The following is a 25,817-nucleotide window of genomic DNA, read 5'->3' as shown; positions in this document are numbered from 1 at the left end:
TTTACAATTAATTCCCATTAATATCTATTTTTAATTATCAATTGATAATATTATTCATATAATTATTTTTAAAAATTGCTTAACATTTCTATGTTTGTAGCATATAATAATTAATGTACTAATTATTAATTGATAACGAGGTGTAATAAATGGAAAATAATTTATTAAATGGTCTGAATAACGAACAAGTAGAATCCCTTAGAGAGGAATATGGTTTTAATGAGCTTATAAAAACTAAAAAGTCTAATCCTATACTAAAGTTTTTAAGTGTATTCAAAGAGCCTATGTTTTTATTACTCGCGGGAGCTGCTACCCTATATTTTGTATTAGGTGAACCTGGCGAAGGTAGTATAATGCTTATATTTGTTGTTTTTGTTGCCACCATAACTTTCGTTCAGGAGTGGAAAACCGAAAAAACTATAGATTCGCTAAAAGATTTGACTGCGCCTCATGTTACGGCAATGAGAAATGGTAAAAAACAGATAATCAAAAGCTCTGAACTCGTGCCTTCTGATATAATTTTTTTATCCGAGGGAAACCGTATTCCTGCAGATTGTGAAGTTATAGAGGAATCAAATTTCTCCGTGGATGAATCTTCCCTTACTGGAGAGAGTGAACCTGTATACAAGGTAGTAGTCGGAACTATAGATTCCTCAAAAGACTACTTTAAACAGGATTATTTATATGCTGGTACACTGTCTAATTTTGGAAAATGTACTGCTAAAGTAAAAACAATAGGCTTTGAAACTGAGTATGGTAAAATAGGGAAAGCAATAAGTGAAACAAAGCAGGAACTTTCTCCACTTCAGAAGAAAGTAAATTATTTAGTAAAAACCTTATCTATTGCCGGTTTTATTCTATGCATTTTAGTAATAGGTTTTTCCTATATACACACTGGTGAGTTTGTTAAGAGCATCCTTGCAGGCATAACCTTGGCTATGGCTATTATACCAGAGGAATTTCCAGTTGTGCTTACAATATTCTTATCCCTAGGCGCTTTTAGGCTAGCTAAAAAGAACACCTTAATTCGTAGCATCCCTGCGGTTGAAACTTTAGGTTCTACCACGGTGCTTTGCGTAGATAAAACAGGAACAATCACACAAAATATAATGTGCGCAAAAACTATATATAGCAATGGATTTATAGACCCTAATAAAATGCAGGATAAAGATTTAGCTAAACTTTTAGTTTTAGCTTGTGAAAAAGATCCCTATGACCCTATGGAGAAAGCTATAGTAGATGCTGGCAAAAATAAAATAGACATAACTAAGCTTTACAAGCTCGAACTATCTAAAAAATTTGCTTTTGATTCTAAAACTAAAAGAATGGCAAATATCTACAAAGAAAATGCTAGCTACTATGTAGCAGCTAAAGGTTCCCCAGAAACTATACTACCCTTATGTAATTTAACCCAAGATGAAGAAATACAAATTTTAGATATTATAGATGGTATGGCTAACAAAGGATTAAGAGTTCTTGCTTTAGCTGATCTAGTAACTTCTACCCTTAATGATAGTTTAGAACAGTATAGCTTATGTTTTAAGGGATTAATTGGACTTCAAGATCCACCTAAAGAAGGAGTAGAGGATGCTATAAATGTATGTAAAAAAGCTGGCGTAAGAGTAATGATGATAACAGGAGATTATTGTAAAACAGCTATGGCTATAGGGAATGAAATAGGTCTTAAATCTAATAATTGTGCAATTACTGGAGATGAAATTGATGCTATGACAGGAGATGAACTTAGCGACGCAGTGAAGCATTGTGATATTTTCTCAAGAGTAATTCCAGAACATAAAATGAAGATAGTTAAGGCACTTAAAAAAAATGGTGAAATCGTTGCAATGACAGGCGATGGAGTAAATGATGCCCCCGCACTAAAAAATGCTAATATAGGAATTGCAATGGGTAAAAGAGGAACAGAGGTTGCGAAAGAAGCTGCAGATATGATTCTAATGGACGATAATTTTACAACTATAGTTCACTCCATAGAAGATGGAAGAAGGGTTTTTGATAACATTCGTAAAGCTATGGTATATATAATGATAATTCATATCCCTATTATGACCTTAGCATTATTTTCACCTATTTTTAATTTACCGCAAATATTACTACCCGTTCATATTGTGCTTTTAGAGCTAATTTTAGATCCAACTTGCTCTATAGTTTTCGAAGGCGAACCAGCAGAAGATTATATAATGGAACAGCCACCAAGGTCGCCAGAAGAGCCACTCCTTACAAAATACTTAACAAAAAAAGTTCTACTCCAGGGTACAACAATGTTTTTAGCATCATTTTTGCCTTTTCACTATATGGTAGATTCAGGTTTAGGCACTGACTTTGCAAGAACTTTTTCACTAATGGTCTTGATAGTTGGAAATGTAATTCTAGTCTTAGTTAATAGATCTAACACTAAATATCTAATTAGCATTTTTAAAGAAAAAGGTAGTAAAGCTAGATTTTATATTAATAGTTTAGCCTTAGTAATGTTATTTTCCATAGTGTATATTCCAGCTGCTCACCCTATTTTTAAAACTGTGGCTCTGAATTTTAAAACCGCTGTACTAGCCTGCATAATCGGTGCCACCTCTACTGGTTGGTGGGAAATTGTTAAGTTTTTTAATAATTCAAAGCACAACAAAGTAAAAGAAAGTCCTGTAATTAAAAATTTAAATGATTTGTCTTAAATACTAAAAACCCAAAACACTTAAGTGCTTTGGGTTTTCTTTTAAGCTTCTATTTTTTCTCAAAATGCCCTGACTTAAGTAGTTTTTCAAATTCCCCAGGTAAAACTGGCGGACTATAATAATATCCTTGAATTTGATCGCATTTGTTTTTTCTTAAAAAATCAATTTGTTCCTCCGTTTCGGCACCCTCCGCTATAACTGTAATCTCTAAATTCTTTGATAAATTTATAATTGTTTTCGCTATGGTACCATTATCATTTTCCGGATAATCTTTAACAAACTCTCTATCTATCTTTATCTTATGGAATTTAAATTTCCTTAAATAACTTAGTGAAGAATATCCTGTACCAAAATCATCCATTGCCAGCCTTACTCCAATATTGTTTATATTTTCTAATTGTGCCATCAAGTTAGGATCATCATCAAGGAGTAACCCCTCTGTAACTTCTATTTCCAACGATTCACCACTTAAATCATACTTCTTTAATTTTTCCTTTATGATTTTAAAAACATCCACTTTTTTGAATTGCACAGGAGAAATATTTACTGACATTAGAATAGGTTTCAATTTTTGATCTCTCCACCTTTTGTTCTGCCTTAAAGCCTCATCTAATACCCATTCACCAAATGGCAAAATAAGTCCTGTTTTTTCTGCAAGAGGAATAAATCTAACTGGTGATATATTTCCAAGTTCTGGACTCTTCCATCTTATTAAAGCCTCTGTTCCCACTATTTGTCCAGATTCTAAATCAACTTGAGGTTGATAAGTTAAATATAGTTCACCTCTTTCTAATGCTCCTCTTAGTAGTTGCTTAATCTTAATACTTTCCAGATATTCCTCCTTAAGCTCACGCTTATAAAACTTCACGTTACTTTCAGCTTCCTTCGCCGCATACATCTTTGCTATATTAGCATTTTCAATTAGAAGTTCTACGGTATCTGAATCCTCTTCATAGCTTGTAACTCCCATGGCTAACTGAACGATTATTTCTTCATCCTCTATCAAAAAAGGATTTTTAAATTCATTTAAAACATTCGTAGCAAACTCCAATATAATATTGTCATTTTTAATACATTCTAAAAGAATCATAAATTCATTTTTACCTGAGGAACCTATAATAAAATTATCCTCCATATGATTTTTTATTCTTTTTAGTGTAGTTACTATCAATGAATCAGCTTTTTTTAAGCCTAATCCATTCTTTACAATATCATAGTTTGTAACTGTTAATGATACCAAATAATATTTACAATCTTCCATATTAGAATTTTGACTAATTTTTTTATGCATTAACTCTTTCATTAAAGATAAATTAGGCAATGAAGTAAGTCCATCATAATTTTTTAGAATATTAATTTTTTCTTCTTTTTCTTTTAGTAAAGTTAAGTCTTCAAAAATCCCTACATATTGTGTATCTTTATCATTATCCCCTTTTATTGCAAGTATGTTTAACAATTTAGGATAAAATTCCCCATTTTTCTTTCTGTCCCAAATTTCACCTTGCCAATTTCCATAGGTTATTATGGATTGCCACATATTTTTATAAAATTCTTTATCATGTTTTCCTGATTTAAAGTAGGAAGTTTTTATACCCAAAACTTTATCTTCACTGTACCCTGTAATATGTAAAAAAGCTTTATTTACATATGTAATACGAGTTTCTGCATCTGTAATTAATATAGCTTCTTTTGAATTATCAAAAATATTGCCTGCTGCCTTTAATCTTTCTAAAGCTTCTTGCCGTTTAAAGATTATGTGCGTAATTACAGCAGAAGATACTAAAATGATTATGAAAAATATATATCCTATGTCCAGAAATCCATTATCAACTAATTTTTTTATAAAACTAAATTCATCTTTAGGATAGCTAATGATAGTTTTCCAATAGGTGTATCCTTTGCTCTGCGTAAAGTTAACGTCCCTTTTTTCTCTAATATAAGAAAGTGGATAAATTGTATCATAATAATATATATTTTTCTTGTTTTCTAAATATCCGCTTTCATTATGGCTTATAATATCCCACATGTCTTTGTTTTCACTTTTAAATGAAATATGTTTTTCATCCCTGTTTCTTAGAAAGTATCCTTCAGCATTTAATAATTCAACATTAAATTCTCTATTTTGTTTTACATTTTCATTAATCTCATCTAATACATTTTTACCTAAATAGTTGAAAATCAATACACCAAACTTTTCACCATTGCCTTTAAATATTGGCACTCCAAAATGTATAGTAGGCTTATTTGACTCTTCATTTCTAAGGTTTAAATGAAATTGTGAAATATATATTTCTTTAGGTTTTAAGTTCATTGTAGCCTTAAAATAATCTCTTTGTTTTTTGTTTTGAAGCTGTTTTGGTGAAGCTATGTATATATTTCCACCATTGTAATTTACCCTAGCTATCTCCATTCCTTCTACATTTATAAGTCTTAACTGATCATAGACTGTTTTAGTTTTACTAAATCTCATAAACATTTTATTTAACTCAGAAATAGTCTGCGTTGTAGAGTTATTAACATAATCATTAAGTATAGCTGAATCCTTTATAACCTTCAAATCTGCAGTTACGGAGTTAAAAGTAGTCTGGATATTTAATTTATTGATTTTACCTACAGTCTTTTCTCTCTCCATAAATATTTGCTTGTCCTTTTGTATTTGCAGATTATTAACAGCAGCTAATGCTGATAGTAAAATTATAAGTAGGGGTAAAAATATAGCTGCAAAATATTTTAATATTTTTATTTTTTTGTACCAAAGTTTACTTTTGTTTTTAATCACTTAATCCACTCCTTATTAATTATTATACTCTATTCCAAAGCCCTGGAACCGTATAATTATAATTTTAGAGCAAAAAAAATAAACCCTACAGGTATAATCCTATAGAGTTATAATAATCTTTTTACTATCTTCTGAATCCTCTGTCATTTTGTTGTTTTCTTGCTCTTCTGCAATCAACACATCTTTGAGGTTCATTATCGAATCCTTTTTCTTTGTAGAATTCTTGCTCGCCTTCAGTGAATACGAAGTCTTTAGAACAGTCTTTACAAACTAAAGTTTTATCTGCCATTTTAAACATTCCTCCTTTTTCCAAATATTAAGATCTAACAACCGATTAACAATTATATTCTAAAAAGAGGATATGTTGTTATCTAGTTTAATCTCAGCACTAAATGCTACTAAACAGTTAGTATGAGCTTATATTACCATATATAAATGTAAAATGCAATACATTTATTATTGTCTTTTAACAATATTTCTCAAATATTTTTTAATTTTTATTAAAATACACCATAAACTCAAATGTTAATTTACCTACTATTTTACATTTATGCCTTTACAATCTAGTATTTATCCTTTATAGTTTATATCATAACTGTATCTCGTTTGATAGTACAGTTAATACACCAATATTATACATTTTAAAATCAAGAGCTATGCAAATAATAAAAAAGGAGGAATGAGATGTTTGAATTAGATTTAAGAAGCAGGTTACCCCTTTACGAACAACTTGTAGAAAAGTTTAAAGAACTTATAATTAGTGAAATATTGAAACCTAATGAACAACTACCTTCTGTGCGAATTCTTTCAATAGATCTTACTATGAACCCCAATACTATTCAAAAATCATATAAGGAACTAGAAATACAAGGATATATCTACTCCATAAAGGGAAAGGGCAGTTTTGTTACTCCCTCAGCGCAAGTAGTGGATTCTGAGAAACTAAAAAAAATAAAAAGTGAATTAATGAAAATACTATCTGAAGCAATGTATCTAGGCATGACAAAAGAAGATATTATAAAAATAATTTCACAGTTTGAAAATAATAAAGAGGGGGAATAAATATGATTTCAATAAAAAATGTTTCTAAATCCTTTGGTGATTTAGACGCATTACAAAAGGTAAATTTAAATGTTAATAAAGGCTCTATTTACGGCCTTGTAGGTTCAAATGGTGCCGGTAAAACCACGCTTTTAAAGCTTTTAGCAGGTATTTATAAGCAAGACAGGGGAGAAGTTCAAATAGCTGCTGAAAATGTATTTGAAAATGTAAAAATCAAATCAGAAACCGTATTTATACCGGATTCTCTTTATTTCTTCCCCCAATATACAATAACTAATATGGCTAACTATTATAAAACTATTTATCCATCTTGGAGCAATGAAAGATATGAAAAACTAATAAAAATATTTAATATAGATGTAAATAAAAGTATAAATACTTTATCTAAAGGTATGCAAAGACAGGTTGCCTTCTGGCTTTCACTATCAACTATGCCTAAGGTTATGCTTTTAGATGAACCCCTTGACGGCTTAGATCCAGTTATGAGACAAAAAGTTAAAAACTTAATAATTCAGGATGTGGCAGATAAAGAAATGACTATTCTCATCTCTTCCCACAATTTAAGAGAACTAGAAGATATATGTGACCACATAGGAATTCTTCATAAAGGAAACCTTATATTAGAAAAAGATTTAGATGAATTAAAGGCTGATGTACATAAAATACAAATTGCCTTTAAGGATAAAGTACCAGAGGAACTTTTAAACAATGCTCATATACTTCACAAAGAGGAAAGAGGAAGCGTACTTCTTCTAATCGTTCGTGGAAATAAATCTTATATTATTGAGCACTTTAATAAGTTTAATCCTGTGATTATTGATGTTATTCCTCTTACCTTGGAAGAAATATTTATATATGAAATGGGGGAAGTTGGCTATGAAATTGAAAATATCATACTTTAATAAAGGTGTATTAATAAATGATATAAAACGCTTTGCCTGGATAGGCATATGTTACTTAATATTTTTATTATTTGAAGTACCTTTTAAAATAATAACTATCGATGCTAATAATACTGGTAATCCAGGGTATTTAACATCAATGCAAAATATATTTACTAATGAGGTGTTAATGGTCTCCATAGCAGTGATTCCAGTTTTAACTGCTATATTATTATTTAGATATATACAAAGCAAAAAATCTGTAGATATGATCCACTGTCTTCCTATAAAGAGGGTGAAATTATATGATAATCATATATTTATAGGAATACTAATTCTTACAGTACCAGTAATAATCACTGCACTTTCTGCACTATTACTTAAAGGAGCCTTAGGTTTAAACACTACCGGTATTCACTTTACAGTTAAAAATGTTATATCCTGGGCTGGAATAACAATTTTATTTGACACATTTATTTTCCTTTTAAGTGTTTTTGTTGGCATGTTCACAGGACTATCCGCTGCACAAGGTATACTTACCTATATATTTTTATTTTTACCTATGGGATTAACTACCTTAATTAATTATAATCTTAACTTCTTTGTTTATGGTGTTGCCAGTGACTATTATACTCGCACTGGGATAGATTTTTTTTCTCCAATGACAAAGTATCTAGCTCATGAACCAATGATTTTTATGGATATATTGATATATATCATTTTCTGTATTATTTTTTACCTTGCAGCTAGATTTGCATACCACAAAAGAAGTTTAGAAGCCGCATCTAATGCTGTTGCTTTTAAGCATCTAGAGCCTGTATTTAAATATGGTATAACCTTCTGCTGTATGCTAGTAGGTGGAATATACTTTAGAAGTATCCATTATTGGGTAGCATTGGGATATGTTATAACTTCTCTATTTGGATATATTATTGCAGAAATTATAATAACTAAATCACTAAAAATCTTTAGAAATATAAAAGGTTATCTCCTGTATGCAATGATTATTGTTTTAATAATAGTTGGTGCTAATTTCGATATTATTGGATATGAAAAACGAATGCCTGCTGTAGAAAATATAGAGAGTATCTATATGGATAGTGGCTTCTATTTTTTAACTCAAAAAGAGGACATCCAAATACCCCTTTACTCCGAAAAAGAGAATTTTATTAACATTGAGAAATTGCATAAGAAGCTTATAGATGATAAAAAAACTTTAAAGTACTATTCAAATGTAAATGAACAAGTTGCTATTATATATAATTTGAAAACTGGAAAACAAATAAAAAGACAGTATAATATTCCAAAACAAGTGTATGGCGAATATTTAAAACCTATATACGAGTCAAAAAAATATAAGGAAATCCATAACATTATCTTAAGTACTGATTCTAGCTCTATTGATAAAATTTCAATTAACCCAAACCAGACAAATAAAAATGTAACCATAACAAATCCAATACAAATTAAAGAGGCTATAAATATTTTAAAAAATGAAGCCTCCAATGAAACTTATGAAGATATAGTCGATTCAAGAGCTGACTGGGCGAATATTAATATATTACTATCAAATGATAAAAGAATAGATTTATCTTGGAAAAAATCCTATAAACAATTTGAAAACTGGTTAAAACAAAATGGCTACTATGCTAAGGCTCGAATTATGCCTGAAGATATAGACTATGCTATTATAGAAAAAAGGAATGTTAATAATGCAAATGCTGGTATTGATATTTCCATGAAGAATAGTAATGTAAAAAGACTTAAAATAACTGATAAGAATAAGCTTGAAATCTGTTTAACGAACTACTCAAATAGTCGTGAAGGACAATATGTTCTAGGTTTATATATGAAAAATGGTGATAGTACTACTTATTTAAATATTGAAGATAAATATGTACCTGATTTTGCTTTGGAGTATTTCAAGTAAAAACAAAATTAAAAAACAAAGGGACGGTTAACAACTAATTGCACTTTAAGGCAATTAGTTGTTAACCGTCCCTGTCTTATTATTATATTATAAGTTCTGAATTCCTTCTACTGACTTTGCAAAGTGGTGAAGATTCTTCAGCGCAGTCTACTCCTAAAAACCTATGCGAATAATATATTTACAAATTGGATAAAATATCTCAACGTGGTTAATTATTATAATATAAAGGAAACTAAATTTATGAATACAAATGACTTTTCAAATATAAAACTAGTAACCTCATTAGACGAAAATATTAATATAATAAAAAATATTTTTACTAATGATATAACAGTCGTATATAGATTGCTATCAGTTGGTAGACCTAATATAACTAAGTGCATGCTGATTTACATTGACGGAATGGCAAATACCCAATTGATTAATGAAAATATTATAAAACCAATTTTATTAAGTCATATAGCCGATATCAATCATAGTGAAATTATGGATGTTTTAATGCAAGAAGTACTTTTAACCGGAAACAATAAAAAATCCGACGTTGTTGATGATATTATAAGTGGGATTATATACGGAAAAACTATGCTTTTCATAGATGGTTTTGCTAATGCAATTATTATAGATACTATCGGTTGGGAAACACGGGACATTTCAGAACCTCAAGCAGAAACTATAGTTAGGGGACCTCGCGAAGGCTTTACCGAATCAATGAGCCTAAACCTTACACTTATTAGGCGCCGTGTTATCAATCCTAACTTAAAATTCACATTTATGAAAATGGGGAAACAAACTAAAACTCAAATTTGTGTGTGTTATATTGAGGGCATAGCAAAGGAACCTATACTTAAGGAATTAATGAAAAGACTAAATGATATTGATATTGATGGTATTTTAGATTCTGGTTACGTTGAAGAACTTATTAAAGATGCTCCTTATTCTCCTTTTAGAACCATAATCAATACAGAAAGACCCGATGTGGTAGTAGCAAAACTCCTCGAAGGAAGGTTTGCAGTAATCTGTGATGGAAGTCCTATTGTTTTAACTCTTCCGACCATATTTGTTGAGGTTTTTCAAAGTAATGAAGACTATTATGACAATTTTTTATATTCCTCTTTTGTCAGGTTGCTCAGATGGTTATGTTTTTTTATTAGTACTAGTACTTCAGCCATATATGTGGCACTTGTTACCTTCCATCAAGAACTTATTCCAACTCCATTTCTTCTAAGTATATATTCTGCGAGAAAAGGAACACCTTTTCCTTCAATTGTAGAAGCCATGGCTATGATGATTATATTTGAGATACTTAAGGAAGCTGGTCTTAGAATGCCTAAGCAAGTTGGTGGCGCAATTAGTATAGTAGGTGCCTTAGTGCTTGGTGATGCTGCCGTTAGCGCAAGACTAGTCAGTGCCCCCATAGTAATAATTACTGCAATGACAGGAATTGCAAGTATTATGCTTCCTCAAGTTTTAGGACTAGTAGAGATACGAATAATTTTTTTGTTGTTATCTTCATTCCTAGGTTTGTATGGTTACATTTTTGGCGTAATGGGTTTAGTGCTTCATATGATGTCTATACGATCTTTTGGTATACCCTATATGCTTAACGTCCCTTCTTTTTCCACCCAGGATATAAAAGATACAGCAATTAGAGCTCCCTGGTGGGCTATGTATTTAAGACCAAAAATGTTCTCAAAAAATAAAAAGCGCATAAAAAAAGGGCGAAAGAAGGTTTAAAATGAAAAAAAAAATTAGTAATGGTAGTTTTTTTAATAGCTATGTGCCCTATCATATTATGCGGGTGCTGGAATTATGTAGAAATAAATAAATTAGCAATAGTAGCTGGTATGGCAATAGATAAAGATGTAATAACAAATAAATATATTGTTACAACAGAAATTATAACCACACAAATGCAAGGTGTATCCTCAATCATCAGTTCTGAGCTTTACAAATCCGAAGGTGACAGTATATTTAACGCGGTGAGAGATACCATAGAAAAAACCGGTTTAAAACTCTTTTGGAGTGACGCAAAGGTAGTAATAATAAGTGATTCTTTAGCAAGGGAAGGTATAATTCCTGTAATTGATTGGGTTGATAGATCCTCCGACGTTAGATCAGATATGTGGATGCTAATAGCAAAGGGGAATAGTGCTTCCGAAATTCTAGAAGGTAAGGTTAGGCTTAATGAAGTAACTTCCTTTCATCTTGACGAGACCATGAAGTCAGGAAAAACACTTTCTAAATTTACTGATTCAAGGTTATGGTCATTTATAGATGGACTATCTCAAATAGGAAAGTCTGAAACAGTAGCTATAGTTAAAAATGAACTAAATAACGGAACTATATCCCCTCATCTAGAAGGCTCTGCCATTTTTAAATCAGATAAACTTATAGGATATCTAAATGGGAACGAAACCCTATACATGCTTATGATTAAAAACAAATTAAAAGAAGGAGTAATTGTTATAAAAAACGTTTCCGGTTCTGACACTTTTGTAACCTTAGGAATACATGAAAATAAGACTAAATTAACTCCCCTTTATAACAATGGAATAGTATCACTTATAATAGATATATACCCGGTCGTAACTATAGCTGAAATTGGAGGAACTACGGATTTTATGCAAAAGGAACCCTTAAAAATACTTCAGGAGGAAGCAGAAAATAAAATCAAGTCCCAGATACAGTCTTTAATTAGTAAATTACAAAAAGATTATGAAAGTGATATTTTAGGTTTTGGAGAAATTTTCGATAAAGAAAAACCAAAAGTAAGTGAAATTTTCAAAAAAAACGAAAAAGATATCTTTACTAACGTAAAAACCCAAGTTAACGTACACCTGCAAATAAAGGGCAGTGGTTCGACAAACTCCCCTATTATATTAGAAAAATAATCAAAACAATAAGCTCGTTATTTACCTTTTGTTATAGCAGTAAATAGTGTGGGAGGCAAAAATGAAAAATGAAGTTATTTCTGAAAGGCAAGCTACAATACTTATAATACTTTTCATAATTGGAAGTAGTTTTTTAGCAGGATCTGGCGGGCAGGCAAAGCAAGATGCCTGGATTGCAGTAATTATTGCTATAACCTGGTCTATTATATTGTTACTTATCTTTTCTAGAATTTTATCCTTATTCCCTGGAAAAGATTTATTTGATATACTACAAATCCTTATGGGGAAGTTTCTAGGGAATTTAATAAGTATACTAATGATATGGTTTGCATTTCATGATGGAACCTTAATTCTTAGAACCTTATCAGACTTTACTAGTGCTTTAGTATTCGATGAAACACCGGTAGTATTACCTATGATTTTTTTTACTATACTACTTATATGGTGTACAAAAGAAGGTATTGAGGTCTTAGGAAGATGGTCTGAATTCTTCATTTGGGTTGTAATTCTAATATTTTTAACTATCTCTATATTAGCAATTCCACAAATGAATATAAGCAGATTAAAACCAATACTAAACAATGGTGTCACAGCACTTTTAAAAGGTGCTTTCTCAAGTTTTTCTTATCCCTTGGGTGAAACCGTAATCTTTACAATGGTATTTTCAAATATATCCAAAGTTAAAAATTACAAAAAAACATTTATACTAGGCTTATTCATAGGTGGAGGGCTTATACTTTTATCAACATTAAGAAATACTTTAATATTAGGTAGTAATACCATATCCAGAGTATATTTCCCCTCTCCCATTGCAATAAGCCTTATTCACCTGGGTGAATTGCTTGAAAGACTTGAAATGTTAGCAGTTATTATTTTTTTAGTATGTATCTTCGTTAAAGTGTGTATCTGCATTTTTGCAGTTTGCAATGGAATTTCGAAGGTCTTTGGCTTTGATGATTACAAATTTATTACAACACCTGTAGCTCTTTTAATGTTAAGCTTCTCTTTTTTCGTTTACAAAAGTATCATGGAAATGTCATTCTGGACTTCTAATATATGGCCATATTATTCCTTTGTTTTTGAAGTTATAATACCATTAATTATTTTTGTTGTGGCGGAGATTAGAAGTAGAATTTTAGTAGCTACAAGCGTAACTACTGGAAATAAAGGGTAGTTGTAAAATAAATGAACCTATTAACCTAGGAAAATAATAAAAGGAGAATCTAGAGATGTTTTTACTTGTAATTATTTCATATATCATAGTTATGTTTTTTGAAACTATCCCACTTTTAAAAGAAAAAAATAGTGGTAAAATATTTTTTTATTTTTCTCTTATTATATTTTCAATGATAATTAACGTTCTTCTAACTTTAGGGGTACAGTTACCAAGTCCATCAAATGGAATAAAATACATTGTAGAAGCAGTATTCGGTAAAAATAATTAGTTTTTTTATTATGATTGATTATAGCATATTATGGCATATAGAAACATTTAATAAACTTTTATATTTCTATTGCTTTTGTTTTATATATGTTATTATATTGTTATATCGTAATATTGTAATATAACAATACATAGACTTGTATTTTTAAGGAGGCATATATTGTGTTAACTTCAACTATTAAAAATGTTACTGCAGAAGAAGCTTATAAACTTATAAGCGAAAATAATGAATTTGTTATTTTAGATGTAAGAACTAAAGAAGAGTATGATGATGGTCACATTCCAGGAGCAAAGCTTTTTCCAGTTCAGATTCTTCCTAGGTCGCTTTCTGAACTTGATGAATATAAAAACAAACCCATCCTTGTCTATTGCGCATCTGGTGGAAGAAGCCCCAGAGCCGTTGATACTTTGGCAAACAATTCTTTTAAAAACATTTACCATCTCACTCGTGGCTTATCCTCTTGGAGATACAATATAACTAGATAATATTAATATGAAAATTCAGGAAAGAGGAAGCGCTATGGATACAGATTATAAAAAATACAATGAAATTGCTGAGATTCTAAAAGTATTGGCACACCCTATTAGGTTATGCATAGTAAAAGGTATATTAGATCAAGGTGAGTGTAATGTTTCCCATATGCAGTCTTGCCTTGAGATTCCTCAATCTACTATATCTCAGCATCTACAGAAATTAAGATATGCTGGTGTAATAGAAGGTACTCGCCATGGCCTTGAAGTTAACTATAAAATTAAAGATGAAAGAATAATAAAGTTAATAAATTCAATTTTGATATTGAATTGATAAATAGATTTAAAACGTAAAAGGAGGAATATTTGTTATGAAAAAAGTATTAATTGTAGGTGGAGTAGCTGGTGGAGCTTCAACTGCAGCCAGACTTAGACGACTAGATGAAAATGCAGAAATAATTATGTTTGAAAGAGATGAATACATTTCCTTTGCAAATTGTGGACTGCCTTATTATATTGGTGAAGTAATAAAAGATAGAGATAAACTTTTATTACAAACACCTGAGAGTATGAAAGCAAGATTTAATATAGATGTAAGAAACAACAGTGATGTAGTAGGAATTGACACTGCCAAAAAGACTGTAACAGTTAATAGTAAGACTCGTGGTACCTATGAAGAAAGCTATGATTATTTAGTTTTATCACCTGGAGCAAAAGCAATCAAACCTAATATAGAAGGCATTAATAGTAAGAGAATATTCACTTTAAGAAATATACCAGATACTGATAACATAAAAGCATATGTGGATAAAAAGGGTATTAATACTGCTGTAGTTATTGGCGGAGGCTATGTTGGTGTAGAAATGGCTGAAAACTTAAAACAAAGAGGCCTGAGTGTTACTATAGTAGAAGCTGCTCCTCACATAATGGCTCCTTTTGATACAGATATGGTTTTAACTGTTGAAAAGGAAATTTCTGATAATGGTGTGGAAATACTATTAAACGATGGAGTAAAGGCTTTTAAAGATAATGAAGATAGCATTGAAATAACTTTAAATAGTGGAACAAAACTAAGCGCCGATATGGTTATTTTAGCTATAGGTGTAATTCCAGACACTGGATTTGCAAAGGAAGCTGGTATTAAAACAGGGGCTAGGGGTCATATTTTAGTAAATAATAAAATGGAAACTAATGCACAATGTATATTTGCAGTAGGCGATGCTATTGAAGTTGTAGATTTTATAAACAAAACAAATACTGCAATACCACTAGCTGGTCCTGCAAATAAACAAGGTAGAATAGCCGCCGATAATATAGCAGGCCTTGCCACTACTTATAAGGGAACCCAAGGAACTTCAATTATTAAGGTATTTGGCTTAACAGCTGCAAGCACAGGTAATAATGAAAGAACACTAACTAGGCTTAATATTCCGTATAAAGTTATATTCGTTCATCCTGCAAGTCATGCATCTTACTACCCTGGCGCTCTTTCAATGACTTTAAAGCTTATTTTTACTGCGGAAGGAAAAATACTAGGAGCTCAAGCTGTGGGTTATGATGGAGTGGACAAGAGAATAGATGTGCTTGCTACAGTTATACGCCTAGGAGGAACAGTAACTGATTTAACAGAGCTTGAACTTTCCTATGCACCACCTTTCTCATCTGCTAAGGATCCAATAAATATGGCAGGTTTTGTAGCTGAAAATGTACTAGCTGGAAGAATGGATGTATTGACCACAGATGAGTTTATGGCCTACGATAAAGAAAATGCCATAGTACTGGATGTTCGTACTGAAATGGAATTTAGTAATGGACATATGAAAGGTGCCATAAACATTCCTGTAGATAGTTTAAGAGAAAGAATTGGTGAACTTGATAAAAATAAGGAAATCCTTGAATATTGTCAGGTAGGACTTCGCGGATATGTAGCTGCAAGAATTTTAGCTCAAAATGAATTTAAGGTTAAAAACTTAACTGGGGGATATAAATCAGTTTCAATTTCAAATTTCACCCCAAATAAAGGTGATACACCAAAAAGGCAGATTTTAGATCCTGATACTCAAGTTATAAAAGACGGAGTAGATAAAGGCATTTATAATTATGATAAAATCTTAGATGCTTGCGGTTTATGTTGCCCAGGACCACTAATGCAAGTAAAAGCTAGTATTGACGAATTAAATGATGGCCAAATATTAAAAGTTACAGCTTCTGACCCTGGCTTTTATGAGGATATTAAATCTTGGTGTAACAAAACAAACAATGAATTGTTAGATTTAAGAAAAGAAAAAGGTATGGTTTATGCCTTTATAAAAAAAAAAGTAACAATCTCACAAAAGTAAATAAATACCTTGCATCAGATACAGTAGAAAAAAACAATAAAACCATGGTAGTTTTTAGTGGTGACTTAGATAAAGCAATTGCTGCCTTCATTATTGCAAATGGGGCAGTTGCCATGGGTAGCAAAGTTACCATATTATTTACCTTCTGGGGTCTTAATATCTTAAGGAAACCTGAAAAAGTATCTGTAAAAAAAGGCTTAGTAGATTCCATGTTTGGATTTATGATGCCAAGAGGAAGTAAAAAGCTTAAACTTTCCCAAATGAACATGATGGGTCTTGGAGCAAAAATGATTCGCTCCGTAATGAAAAACAAGAATATAACCTCTCTTGAAGACCTAATAAAATCAGCAATGGATAGTGGCGTAGAAGTAGTTGCTTGCTCAATGTCCATGGACGTTATGGGAATTGTGAAAGAGGAACTCATTGATGGAGTAAAAATTGGCGGAGTCGGTTATTACTTAGGTGAGGCTGAAGACTCCAATGTAAATTTGTTTATTTAACATTTTAAGAAGTATGGACTAGTATTTCCATGCTTCTTTTTTCTTCCAGTAATTTTATTATTCTTGATTGAATCGAAATATTATTTACTTTTATAAATTGTATAGTGAATATTTTTATTTGACATTAGTATTAATCAGTTGTAATATTTTATTAGCGTATGCCACCAATAAAGAACATTGTGGATTTAAAAAATATATGAAAAATGAGGAGAATATTAATGTCAAGACCGGTTAAAAATAGAAGAGTAGAAAATTTACCAGAGTATACATACTTCGTCCCCGCAGGTAGAAGAAAATGTGAGATTGAAGAAATACTTATAAAGGTTGAAGAGTTTGAAGCCATGAGACTTAAAGATGTTGAAGAATTAAATCAGGAACAATGTGCTGAAAGGATGCAAGTTTCAAGACAAACTTTTCAAAATATAATTGATAGTGCACGAAAAAAGATTGCTGTAGCTTTAATAGAGGGAAAAGCAATAAATATAAGTGGTGGAAACTATACAAGAAATGTATGTCAATTTAGGTGTATATCCTGTGAGAAGACCTATGAAATAAAATATGAAGAAGATCGAAAAATTTGTCCTGCCTGTGCTTCGCAAGATGTGACTTGTAATAAAAGAAGTAATTTTTGTCATAGGCAATGCAATAAATCAGATAATAGATGAGAAATAAATTTATAAGTTTTCGCTCTAAATAAATATTTTTTTATTGGCATTTGACAATAATAAATGCTAGCATTATAATATAGATGGCATATGACAAATAAAAACACAAGGAGATAGTATATGGCTAATTGCAAAAGTTGTCCATCAAATGATAAGTGTGATAGCAAAGACACATGTAGCATAGAAAATAACCCATTAAATAAGGTTAAGAATATTATAGGCGTCATGAGTGGAAAAGGTGGTGTAGGTAAATCAACAATATCTGCTCTTATTGCACATGAACTTAATAAAAAAGGCTATAAGGTGGGACTTATGGATTCTGATATTACAGGCCCAAGTATACCAAGGCTGCTGGGTATTAAGGATGTAAAACCACTAATGAATGAATTGGGTATTGTACCCGTTAGAACCACAGAGGGTATTGATGTTATTTCAATGAATTTTCTTGTGGAAAATGAAGAGGATCCAGTTATTTGGAGAGGACCCGCAGTTTCTGGGGTTGTTAAGCAGTTTTGGACTGACGTTATATGGGGAGAACTTGATTATTTAATTATAGACATGCCTCCTGGTACAGGAGATGTTGCACTAACTGTAATGCAATCAATACCAATTACAGGCATAGTAATGGTTTCAACGCCACAGGATTTAGTGTCGATGATCGTTGGAAAAGCAGTAAACATGGCTCACAAACTTAATATAGACATAATAGGTTTAATAGAGAATATGAGCTATATTATTTGTCCAGAATGCAATGATAAAATACGAATCTTTGAATCAGCAAATATAGATGAATTTTTAAATAAAAATCAACTAGATTTGCTTGGTGAAATTCCAATGTGTAGAGAAATTGTTAATATTTCTAACAAAGGTGAATACAAGCTAAATACTGAATTAACAGAAATAGTTGAAAATATTATAAGTAAAATTATAAGTAACATAGAAAATAAAAAATAAATATATTCAATATAAAAATGGAGGAAAAAAATATGAAAATAGCATTACCTAATAAGGGAAATATGGTAAACCAGCATTTTGGAAAAAGTGAAAGTTTTGTAATTGCAACTATAGAAGATAACAAAATTGTAAGCGTTGAAGAAATATCTTCAGTGGAGCTTGCACATCAGCATCAAGGCTTAGCAGACTTACTTACAGCCCATGGAGCTACAGTAGTCATTACTGGTGGAATTGGTGCAGGCGCAATTACCGGCTTAAAGCAGAATGGCCTTAAAGTAATAAAAGGAGCATCTGGCGAATATAAAAAAGTCATTGAGGAATATATTAATGGAACATTAGAAGATAAAGATGTAACCTGCAATCATCATGGTGAACACCATCACCAATAAATAGAAAGGAGCACAGCCGTGCTCCTTTCTTCTTTTATCCCTACAATTAAAATAATGAGCAACAAATATAATATAGAATTTATAAACTTATATTGTTCACAGAAAATACCTTTGATAATTTATATTTAAATTGGTAAAATAGAATTTGAAAGGAAGTGCTACATATATGTTGAAAGAATTTAAACAATTTGCTCTTAAAGGAAATGTTTTAGATTTAGCATTAGGTGTTGTTATAGGTGCGGCATTTTCTAAAATTGTTACCTCTTTAGTAAATGACCTTATAATGCCTATACTCGGTTTACTATTAGGTGGAATTAATTTCACTAATTTAAAATACGTTATACATCCAGCTGTAGCTGGAACGTTAGAGTTATCAATTAGATACGGATTATTTATTCAATCTATTATTGATTTTTTAATAATCGCATTTTCACTTTTTATTTTTATAAAGGCTATAACCTCCATTAAAAAGAAAAAAGCTGAAGAAGTTATTGTTATTAAACCCTCAAATGAAGAATTATTATTAACTGAAATTAGAGACTTACTAAAAGGAAAATAATAATATAAAAAAGCTCCAAGTAAAATTTACACTTGGAGTTTTTCATATAATTAATTATATAAAGAAGGTGTTTTTTTGAAGAAATTTTCATTTAATAAGCAATCATTTTTAATTTTACTTTTACCCTTAGGTATTATACTTTCGCAAATATCTACAATATTTCCAAACTATATTGAAACCTTCTATTCTTCGTTTTTGTATAAAATAATTGCTAATATTTTAAGTTTGATCACAGGATTTTTACCCTTTTCTCTTGCCGAAATTATAATTGTATCTTTTTCAGCTTTCATATTATGGTACGTTTTAAAAACAATTTTCAATTTATTTAAAGGCAAAAATAGACGATTAGAAATTTCAAAAAACTTTATTTTAAATATATTGGCAATAACGGGATTAGTATATTTTTCATTCCAACTTTTATGGGGATTTAATTATCAAAGACTTACACTAGATAAAGTATTCCAATTAAATGTTCGCACGTCATCTTCAAAAGAACTTGCTGATCTATGCAAAGTCCTTATAAATAATTCAAATACTATTAGAGCAAGAATAAAGGAAAATCAGTACGGTGTAATGGAACTTCCCTATAACAAAAAACACATCCTAAAAACTGCTCAATTAGGATATGATAACGCCTCAATAAAATATCCTAAATTAAAAGGTAACTACGGAACACCTAAGGGCATATTATTGTCAATTCCAATGTGTTATACAGGAATTACAGGCTTTTATTTCCCTTTTACAAACGAAGCAAATATTAATATGGCAGAACCTGATTCCTTCCTTCCCTTTACAACAGCTCATGAAATGGCTCACCAAAGAGGATTTGCCAAGGAAGATGAAGCAAATTATATTGCATATATAGCTTGTATAAAGCATCCTGATATAAACTTTCAATATTCTGGAGTGCTTTCAGCCTTATCTTATTCATTTAATGCATTAAGAAAAAGTGACACTGAAAAATATAATGCATTGATTTCTACCTGTAGCATGGCTGTACTTAATGACTTGAAGTACAACCAAGATTTTTGGAATCAGTACTCTGGTCCTATAGAAAAAATAAATGATAAAATTAACGACACTTATCTTAAATCTCAAAACCAAGGATTGGGAACAAAAAGTTACGGAGCAATGGTGGATTTACTTCTTGCAGAATACAGAAAATAATACAGGCAGCTTTGTTTACACAAATATGCCTGTATTTTTACTTGATTTAAATCATTTTATTCTATTTTACAATTTATTACCTAACTCTTCTAGCAGATAAATAATCACTTCTTGTTAATGCCGATATTTTAACTACATCGCCTGTACTTGGAGCATGTATATACGAGTTATCTCCCAGATAAATACCAACGTGATGAGGACTTCCTGATCCAAAGAAGACCAAATCTCCTGCTTGTAAATTTCCCCGTGATACAAATTCTCCCGCAGTTATCTGATCATAGGTAGACCTCCCTGTGCTAACTCCAAAATGTGCATATACATATTGAACAAAACCTGAACAATCAAATGTATTTGGCCCTGTTGCTCCCCATTCATAGCGTGTACCAAGGAAATTTTGCGCATAAGCTATTACTTCACTTGAATTACCTGATGATGGTTTTTGTGGTTGACTTACCTCTTCTTTGGGTTCATCTTTCGGTTCATTTTTAGGTTCGTCTTTTGTTTCATTTTTTACTATCTCGCTTACTATACCTCTTGATGGGGTAATTTCAGAAGCTTTTTTAGTAGCTATTGCTACCTCATATTTAGACGCTTGATTTGCATCTTTTATTTGGTTCATAGTACTTCCAAGCCGTGCCTGAGTTTCTGTTATTTCATTCTTATGTAATTTTTGTTGTTTTTCAGCTTCTACTATTAATTTACCTTGTTCCTGTTTCTTTGTACTAAGCTTGTCCAATTTACTTTCATTATCAGCTTTTAATGTTAATATTTTTCTTTTATTGTCATTAAGAGATTCTTTTCTTTGCTCGATATCTTGCTTTTTCACATTCAATTCACTAATAATTTGGTTATCATATGCTACAATCTTTTTAACATTTTCTACTCTTGAAATAAGGTCTTCCAATCCTTTAGAATCCAATAAAATCTCTAAGTAGGTATCTGCTCCATTCATAAACATGACTCTCATTCTTTCATTAAATAAGTCTTCCTCGCCCTTTATGTTACTTTCCGCAACTACAATATCTTTTGTAGTTTGCTCTATTTTATTTTCAGTAACATTTATCTCATTTTTTGCTTTATCTATTCCTGTATAAATGCTTTCAATATCAAAATCTATCTTCTCAATAGATATCTGTAATTTTTCAAAATCCTGTTGCAACTTAGTATATGAACCCTGTTGCTCTAGAAGCTGCTTCTTTTGATTATTTAACTGCTCAGTTAGTGGTGCTGCCAAAGTTGGCATACTCACAGACATGGTCAGTCCAGTAGCTATAATTAAAGATAATATTTTTCTTCTCATCATTATTCCCCCCACATTAAAAGTTATAAAATGATTATGACTTCTACATTTTAACAACATTATATCACTATATTAGTACAAACCCTAATACTTATTGTTTGCAATTTGTATTATTATTTCAAAAATTGAATATTTTATGTAAATAATTCAATTTAAGGAGTAATTAAATATATGAGTAAAGCCGTTACTAACCTAATTTTCCAGATTAGAAAAGAACGGCTCCATAAATGTAACAAAATAAATTAGTCTTATTTTTAACACACTATTATAATCTAAAACTACTCATTAAACTTTGGAGTTCTACTGCCATTTGTGTTAGATTTTCAGCAGCATTAGCCACTTCTTTCATTAGCGCTGTTTGCTCCTGCGATGCTGCCACTACATTTTCAGCATTTCCTGAAGACTCAGTAGAAATCTTAGCCACATTTTCAATGGCCTCTAACATATTATGTGTTCCTGCACCTATTTCCTCTGTCACTGCAGACACATCCTGCATTTGTGAAGCTATATGATTTATATCTTCTAATATCTCTCCAAAAGATTTACCTGCCAGGTCTACCATGTTTATACCATCTTTAACTGCACTACTACCATTATCCATAGCCTTTACAGCATTTACTATTTCATTTTGAATTTCATTTATTAAGCTTGATATATTCCCAGCGGCTGATCCAGATTGTTCTGCCAACTTTCTAACCTCATCGGCTACCACTGCAAACCCTTTTCCCTGCTCACCAGCTCTAGCTGCTTCAATAGCTGCATTTAGCGCTAATAAATTTGTCTGAGCAGCAATAGAAGTTATTAATGAGACTATGCTTCCAATTTCTTTTGATTTTTCTCCAAGAATTGACACAGCTTGCGTAGAAACCTCTACTTTGCCCTGAATATTATTCATTTGTGCTATAGCAGAATATACTACATCATTACCTTTTTCCGCTCTCTTAATTGCTTCTAGTGAAGTATTTGCTACTGCTTGTACATTATTTGATATTTGTTCCATACCTGTAAATATTTCTTCTGCAATTTTTGTTGTATCATTAGCTATATTAACTTGTTCTCCACTACCAAATGCCACCTGTTGAATGGCTAGAGAAACTTGTTCTGCAGATTGTTGTGTTTGGTCAGAACTTGCTGTAAGTTCCTCTGACGTTGCAACTACTTGTTCTAAACTTTCTGTAACTTTTTGAACTAATTCTCTTAAGTTATTATTCATTTTGTTTAAATTGGTTCCCATTGATCCTAGTTCATTCTCACTTTTAACATTTATTGTTTGGGTCAAATCCCCCTCTGCAATTGAATGTGAAAGGTCATTCACCTCTTTAACATTTTTAGTAAGATATTTACTGAATATACCAACTGCCAATGTCACTAATAAACAAGTAATTAGGCTTAGTATAACTATACTAAACAATAGCTTATTAATTGGAGCATAAAGCTCCTTTTCTGGAATTGTTAACACTACATTCCATCCAAGTTCTGGTATTTGTTTATAATATGTAATGTTTTTTCCATTTTCATCTTCAAAAGAAGATATTCCCTCTTTGTTTTGTAAAATATCTTTTCCTAGTTTTGCCATACTAGTATTTTTATCTTCTGTAGCCTTAATCTTCATAACTAATTTTTCAGAAACACCTGCCAAATATGTTCCATCTTTTCCCATTAATATTGCTTTTCCTGTTTGACCTACTTTGATACTTTTAATATTTTCTTGTATAGTCTTTAAACTCATGTCAGCAGTTACTACACCTAAAAATTCTTTATTATCACCATATATTGGTGCAGCAGTTGTTAGCATAGCCATTTTCAACTCATCATCATAGTAAGGTTCCTGCCAAGCAACATTTTTTTCAATATTTTTGGCTAAAGTATACCAAGGTTGTGCTGGATAATTATATTTTTCAGTAGCATACTTATCGGTAATCTTTGAAACTCCGGCATCTTTGTATACATAGGGTCCAAAGAATTTTATATCTTTCTTATATTTATATGGTTCAAAATACACTCCCACTCCTAGTGTAGCTTCATTAGTAGAAAGTACTTCCTTTTGGGTTTTTGTGATTTCCGCCTTGGTTAATATCAATCTACTAGTTCCAATAAATTTTCCTAAATCAACTGCTATTTGAGCATGTTTTTGCATATCCCTATCGATTAGATTAATAGTTTCTTGTAACTGATGTTTCATCCTATTTTCAATTTCTGTAGTTATAAGTTTTTTAGAAGTATAGTTGGTAAAAATACCCATTATTGCTAAGGATATTAAAACTATTGGTAAAATGGAAATAAGTATTAAGATCTTAATACTTTTAACCTTTGTAAAATTCATATTTCTTTTCATTGTAAATTTAGACATGTCTTCACTCCTTACATTATTACATATAATAATAACATTTATAATTATATATTCGAATATAACTATATTATCTTTATATTATTTTCTGAAAAACTTTAGTGTATTTCAATTTATTTGTCGAATTAGATTTTGGTTTAGTTAATTTCACTACTATTAATCACTAATACTTACTAAAAACATAAAACAAATGAAAATAAATAAAAACAGCCACTAAAATTCAATTACTTTTCTTGAATGTGCCTGTTTATTTTTTCCGCTTTCCTTTTACCTTAATTTTTGATTGTGGTGGCATTATTGCATTTATATTGCTATCTTGTGTGATGGCCGTAGTGCTTTTTTTTGGGACTACAGTAGGTTCTTTAACAGGGACTATAACAGATTTTTTAATAGCCTCTTGCTCTACACTTGAAGATCCTACTATGGGGCTCACTATTTGTGGTGTATCATTAGTTTTCATATCTATACTTTCTTTTTTATTACCATATAGAATATAAATACTTGCTAAAATTGCAATTGCAAAAACAGAAAATCCGCTAATAGTTTTCTTAAGTTTACTCTTGTCCAAAGTTTTGCTTTTATCTTTTTTAATAAACACTTTGGTGCTACTATTATAATTATTAAAAATCACCGTTTTTTCATATTTATCAGCTTTTAATACTTCTAAAATCTCTTTTTTTAAAATTTCAGCTGAAATATATCTATCCACAATGTCGATTTTAACACATTTCTGTATTATTACCTTTATTTTACCATCAATATCCGCCTCATAATTTTCATCCAAAAGAGGTTCTATGCCTGTAGTTGGAATCTTTCCTTTGACCATAAAATAAATTAACATCCCAATTCCATATATATCTGTTTGAGCACAACATTTTCCTAGACCATATTGCTCTGGAGCCGCAAACCCATTAGAACCTGCACTCACTGTATCTTGTTCTGTGTCACTCTTATAAACTTTTGAAATACCAAAATCTATTAACACAATTTTACCACTAGGTGTTATCATTATATTAGATGGTTTTATATCCCTATATATAATAGCTGGTTTTTGATTGTGCAAATAGCATAAAATGTCGCACAAATCCGATGTAATCCTGCATGTTTTTTCTGTATTCATTTTACCATTTTCTTTAACATACTCTTTTAGAGTTTGACCTTCTACATAGTCTTGAACCATGTAAAGGTTATTATTCTCATAAAATATATCCACTATTCTACGAATCCCCACATGGTTTAGATTTTTTAAAATATTAGCTTCTGTTAAAATGCCTGTATTTTTTATATCTTGTACTACTTCTTTTATAGCCCACAGGTTTCCAAGCCTTTTATTTTCACATAAATAAATGGTGCCCATACCACCCTTACCTAAAGTTTTAATTACCTCATATTTCCGGTCTAATATATATCCACTGTTTAACATAATTCACCTCTTATATAAATGTTTCCTAA

At 30.8% G+C, this 25,817-nt stretch carries 20 protein-coding genes and 1 pseudogene; 16 read left to right on the top strand and 5 right to left on the bottom strand.

Annotated elements, in window-relative coordinates; genetic code table 11:
- Positions 1-149: 149 nt before the first annotated feature.
- Positions 150-2,687 carry a cation-translocating P-type ATPase gene (locus tag Ctaglu_RS12360; protein WP_125002072.1) on the top strand — a complete coding sequence of 846 codons (2,538 nt, stop codon included), beginning with the start codon at positions 150-152 and terminating at the stop codon, positions 2,685-2,687.
- Positions 2,688-2,736: 49 nt separating this feature from the next.
- On the opposite strand, the gene Ctaglu_RS12355 is transcribed toward Ctaglu_RS12360, so the two are convergent.
- Positions 2,737-5,466 (bottom strand): bifunctional diguanylate cyclase/phosphodiesterase, encoded by a 2,730-nt coding sequence (locus tag Ctaglu_RS12355; protein ID WP_125002070.1) that lies wholly within the window; start codon positions 5,464-5,466, stop codon positions 2,737-2,739.
- Between the two features lie 124 nt (positions 5,467-5,590).
- Positions 5,591-5,755: a zinc-ribbon domain-containing protein gene (locus Ctaglu_RS12350; RefSeq protein ID WP_125002068.1), complete on the bottom strand. Its 165-nt coding sequence runs from the start codon at positions 5,753-5,755 to the stop codon at positions 5,591-5,593.
- 395 nt (positions 5,756-6,150) lie between these two features.
- Here Ctaglu_RS12350 and Ctaglu_RS12345 point away from each other — a divergent pair, with 395 nt between their 5' ends.
- From Ctaglu_RS12345 to Ctaglu_RS12275, 15 genes and pseudogenes are all read left to right on the top strand, one after another.
- Positions 6,151-6,528, top strand: coding sequence for a GntR family transcriptional regulator (locus tag Ctaglu_RS12345; RefSeq protein ID WP_125002066.1), 378 nt, complete (start codon positions 6,151-6,153; stop codon positions 6,526-6,528).
- A 2-nt stretch (positions 6,529-6,530) separates the two neighbouring features.
- Positions 6,531-7,430, top strand: coding sequence for an ABC transporter ATP-binding protein (locus tag Ctaglu_RS12340; protein WP_125002064.1), 900 nt, complete (start codon positions 6,531-6,533; stop codon positions 7,428-7,430).
- Positions 7,405-9,339 (top strand): DUF6449 domain-containing protein, encoded by a 1,935-nt coding sequence (locus Ctaglu_RS12335; protein ID WP_125002062.1) that lies wholly within the window; start codon positions 7,405-7,407, stop codon positions 9,337-9,339. Before Ctaglu_RS12340 ends, Ctaglu_RS12335 begins: the two co-directional genes overlap by 26 nt.
- Positions 9,340-9,579: 240 nt before the next feature.
- The gene (locus Ctaglu_RS12330; RefSeq protein ID WP_125002060.1) at positions 9,580-11,073 is read left to right on the top strand and encodes a spore germination protein; all 1,494 of its coding nucleotides are present in this window, start codon (positions 9,580-9,582) and stop codon (positions 11,071-11,073) included.
- A gap of 20 nt (positions 11,074-11,093) precedes the next feature.
- Complete coding sequence (locus Ctaglu_RS12325) at positions 11,094-12,230, top strand: Ger(x)C family spore germination protein (RefSeq protein ID WP_125002058.1); 1,137 nt, start codon at positions 11,094-11,096, stop codon at positions 12,228-12,230.
- A gap of 61 nt (positions 12,231-12,291) precedes the next feature.
- Entirely contained in the window at positions 12,292-13,404 is a 1,113-nt protein-coding gene (locus Ctaglu_RS12320) for a GerAB/ArcD/ProY family transporter (protein ID WP_125002056.1), read from the top strand.
- A gap of 55 nt (positions 13,405-13,459) precedes the next feature.
- Positions 13,460-13,675, top strand: a complete 216-nt coding sequence (locus Ctaglu_RS12315) for a hypothetical protein (RefSeq protein WP_125002054.1) — start codon at positions 13,460-13,462, stop codon at positions 13,673-13,675.
- Between the two features lie 161 nt (positions 13,676-13,836).
- Positions 13,837-14,160 carry a rhodanese-like domain-containing protein gene (locus Ctaglu_RS12310; protein WP_125002052.1) on the top strand — a complete coding sequence of 108 codons (324 nt, stop codon included), beginning with the start codon at positions 13,837-13,839 and terminating at the stop codon, positions 14,158-14,160.
- 34 nt (positions 14,161-14,194) lie between these two features.
- On the top strand, positions 14,195-14,479 hold the full coding sequence (locus Ctaglu_RS12305) for an ArsR/SmtB family transcription factor (protein WP_125002135.1): 285 nt from the start codon (positions 14,195-14,197) through the stop codon (positions 14,477-14,479).
- A gap of 37 nt (positions 14,480-14,516) precedes the next feature.
- A pseudogene (locus Ctaglu_RS12300) lies at positions 14,517-16,984 on the top strand (CoA-disulfide reductase).
- 218 nt (positions 16,985-17,202) lie between these two features.
- Positions 17,203-17,649 carry a DUF134 domain-containing protein gene (locus Ctaglu_RS12295; protein WP_125002050.1) on the top strand — a complete coding sequence of 149 codons (447 nt, stop codon included), beginning with the start codon at positions 17,203-17,205 and terminating at the stop codon, positions 17,647-17,649.
- Between the two features lie 120 nt (positions 17,650-17,769).
- Positions 17,770-18,603, top strand: a complete 834-nt coding sequence (locus Ctaglu_RS12290) for an Mrp/NBP35 family ATP-binding protein (RefSeq protein WP_125002048.1) — start codon at positions 17,770-17,772, stop codon at positions 18,601-18,603.
- 32 nt (positions 18,604-18,635) lie between these two features.
- The gene (locus Ctaglu_RS12285; RefSeq protein ID WP_125002046.1) at positions 18,636-18,992 is read left to right on the top strand and encodes a NifB/NifX family molybdenum-iron cluster-binding protein; all 357 of its coding nucleotides are present in this window, start codon (positions 18,636-18,638) and stop codon (positions 18,990-18,992) included.
- Positions 18,993-19,158: 166 nt separating this feature from the next.
- Positions 19,159-19,551, top strand: coding sequence for a large-conductance mechanosensitive channel protein MscL (gene mscL, locus Ctaglu_RS12280; RefSeq protein WP_125002044.1), 393 nt, complete (start codon positions 19,159-19,161; stop codon positions 19,549-19,551).
- A gap of 75 nt (positions 19,552-19,626) precedes the next feature.
- The gene (locus tag Ctaglu_RS12275) at positions 19,627-20,718 is read left to right on the top strand and encodes a DUF3810 domain-containing protein (RefSeq protein ID WP_125002042.1); all 1,092 of its coding nucleotides are present in this window, start codon (positions 19,627-19,629) and stop codon (positions 20,716-20,718) included.
- 76 nt (positions 20,719-20,794) lie between these two features.
- On the opposite strand, the gene Ctaglu_RS12270 is transcribed toward Ctaglu_RS12275, so the two are convergent.
- The 3 genes from Ctaglu_RS12270 to Ctaglu_RS12260 form a co-directional block, all read right to left on the bottom strand.
- A complete protein-coding gene (locus Ctaglu_RS12270; RefSeq protein ID WP_185732693.1) occupies positions 20,795-22,021 on the bottom strand; it encodes a C40 family peptidase in 1,227 nt (408 codons plus the stop codon).
- Between the two features lie 262 nt (positions 22,022-22,283).
- A complete protein-coding gene (locus Ctaglu_RS12265; RefSeq protein ID WP_125002038.1) occupies positions 22,284-24,368 on the bottom strand; it encodes a methyl-accepting chemotaxis protein in 2,085 nt (694 codons plus the stop codon).
- A 244-nt stretch (positions 24,369-24,612) separates the two neighbouring features.
- Entirely contained in the window at positions 24,613-25,788 is a 1,176-nt protein-coding gene (locus Ctaglu_RS12260) for a serine/threonine-protein kinase (protein ID WP_125002036.1), read from the bottom strand.
- Positions 25,789-25,817 lie beyond the last annotated feature (29 nt).

Origin of the sequence: Clostridium tagluense (genome assembly GCF_003865095.1) — a bacterium.
Lineage (GTDB): Bacteria > Bacillota > Clostridia > Clostridiales > Clostridiaceae > Clostridium_AD > Clostridium_AD tagluense.
This window is presented reverse-complemented; position numbering and strand designations above follow the sequence as displayed.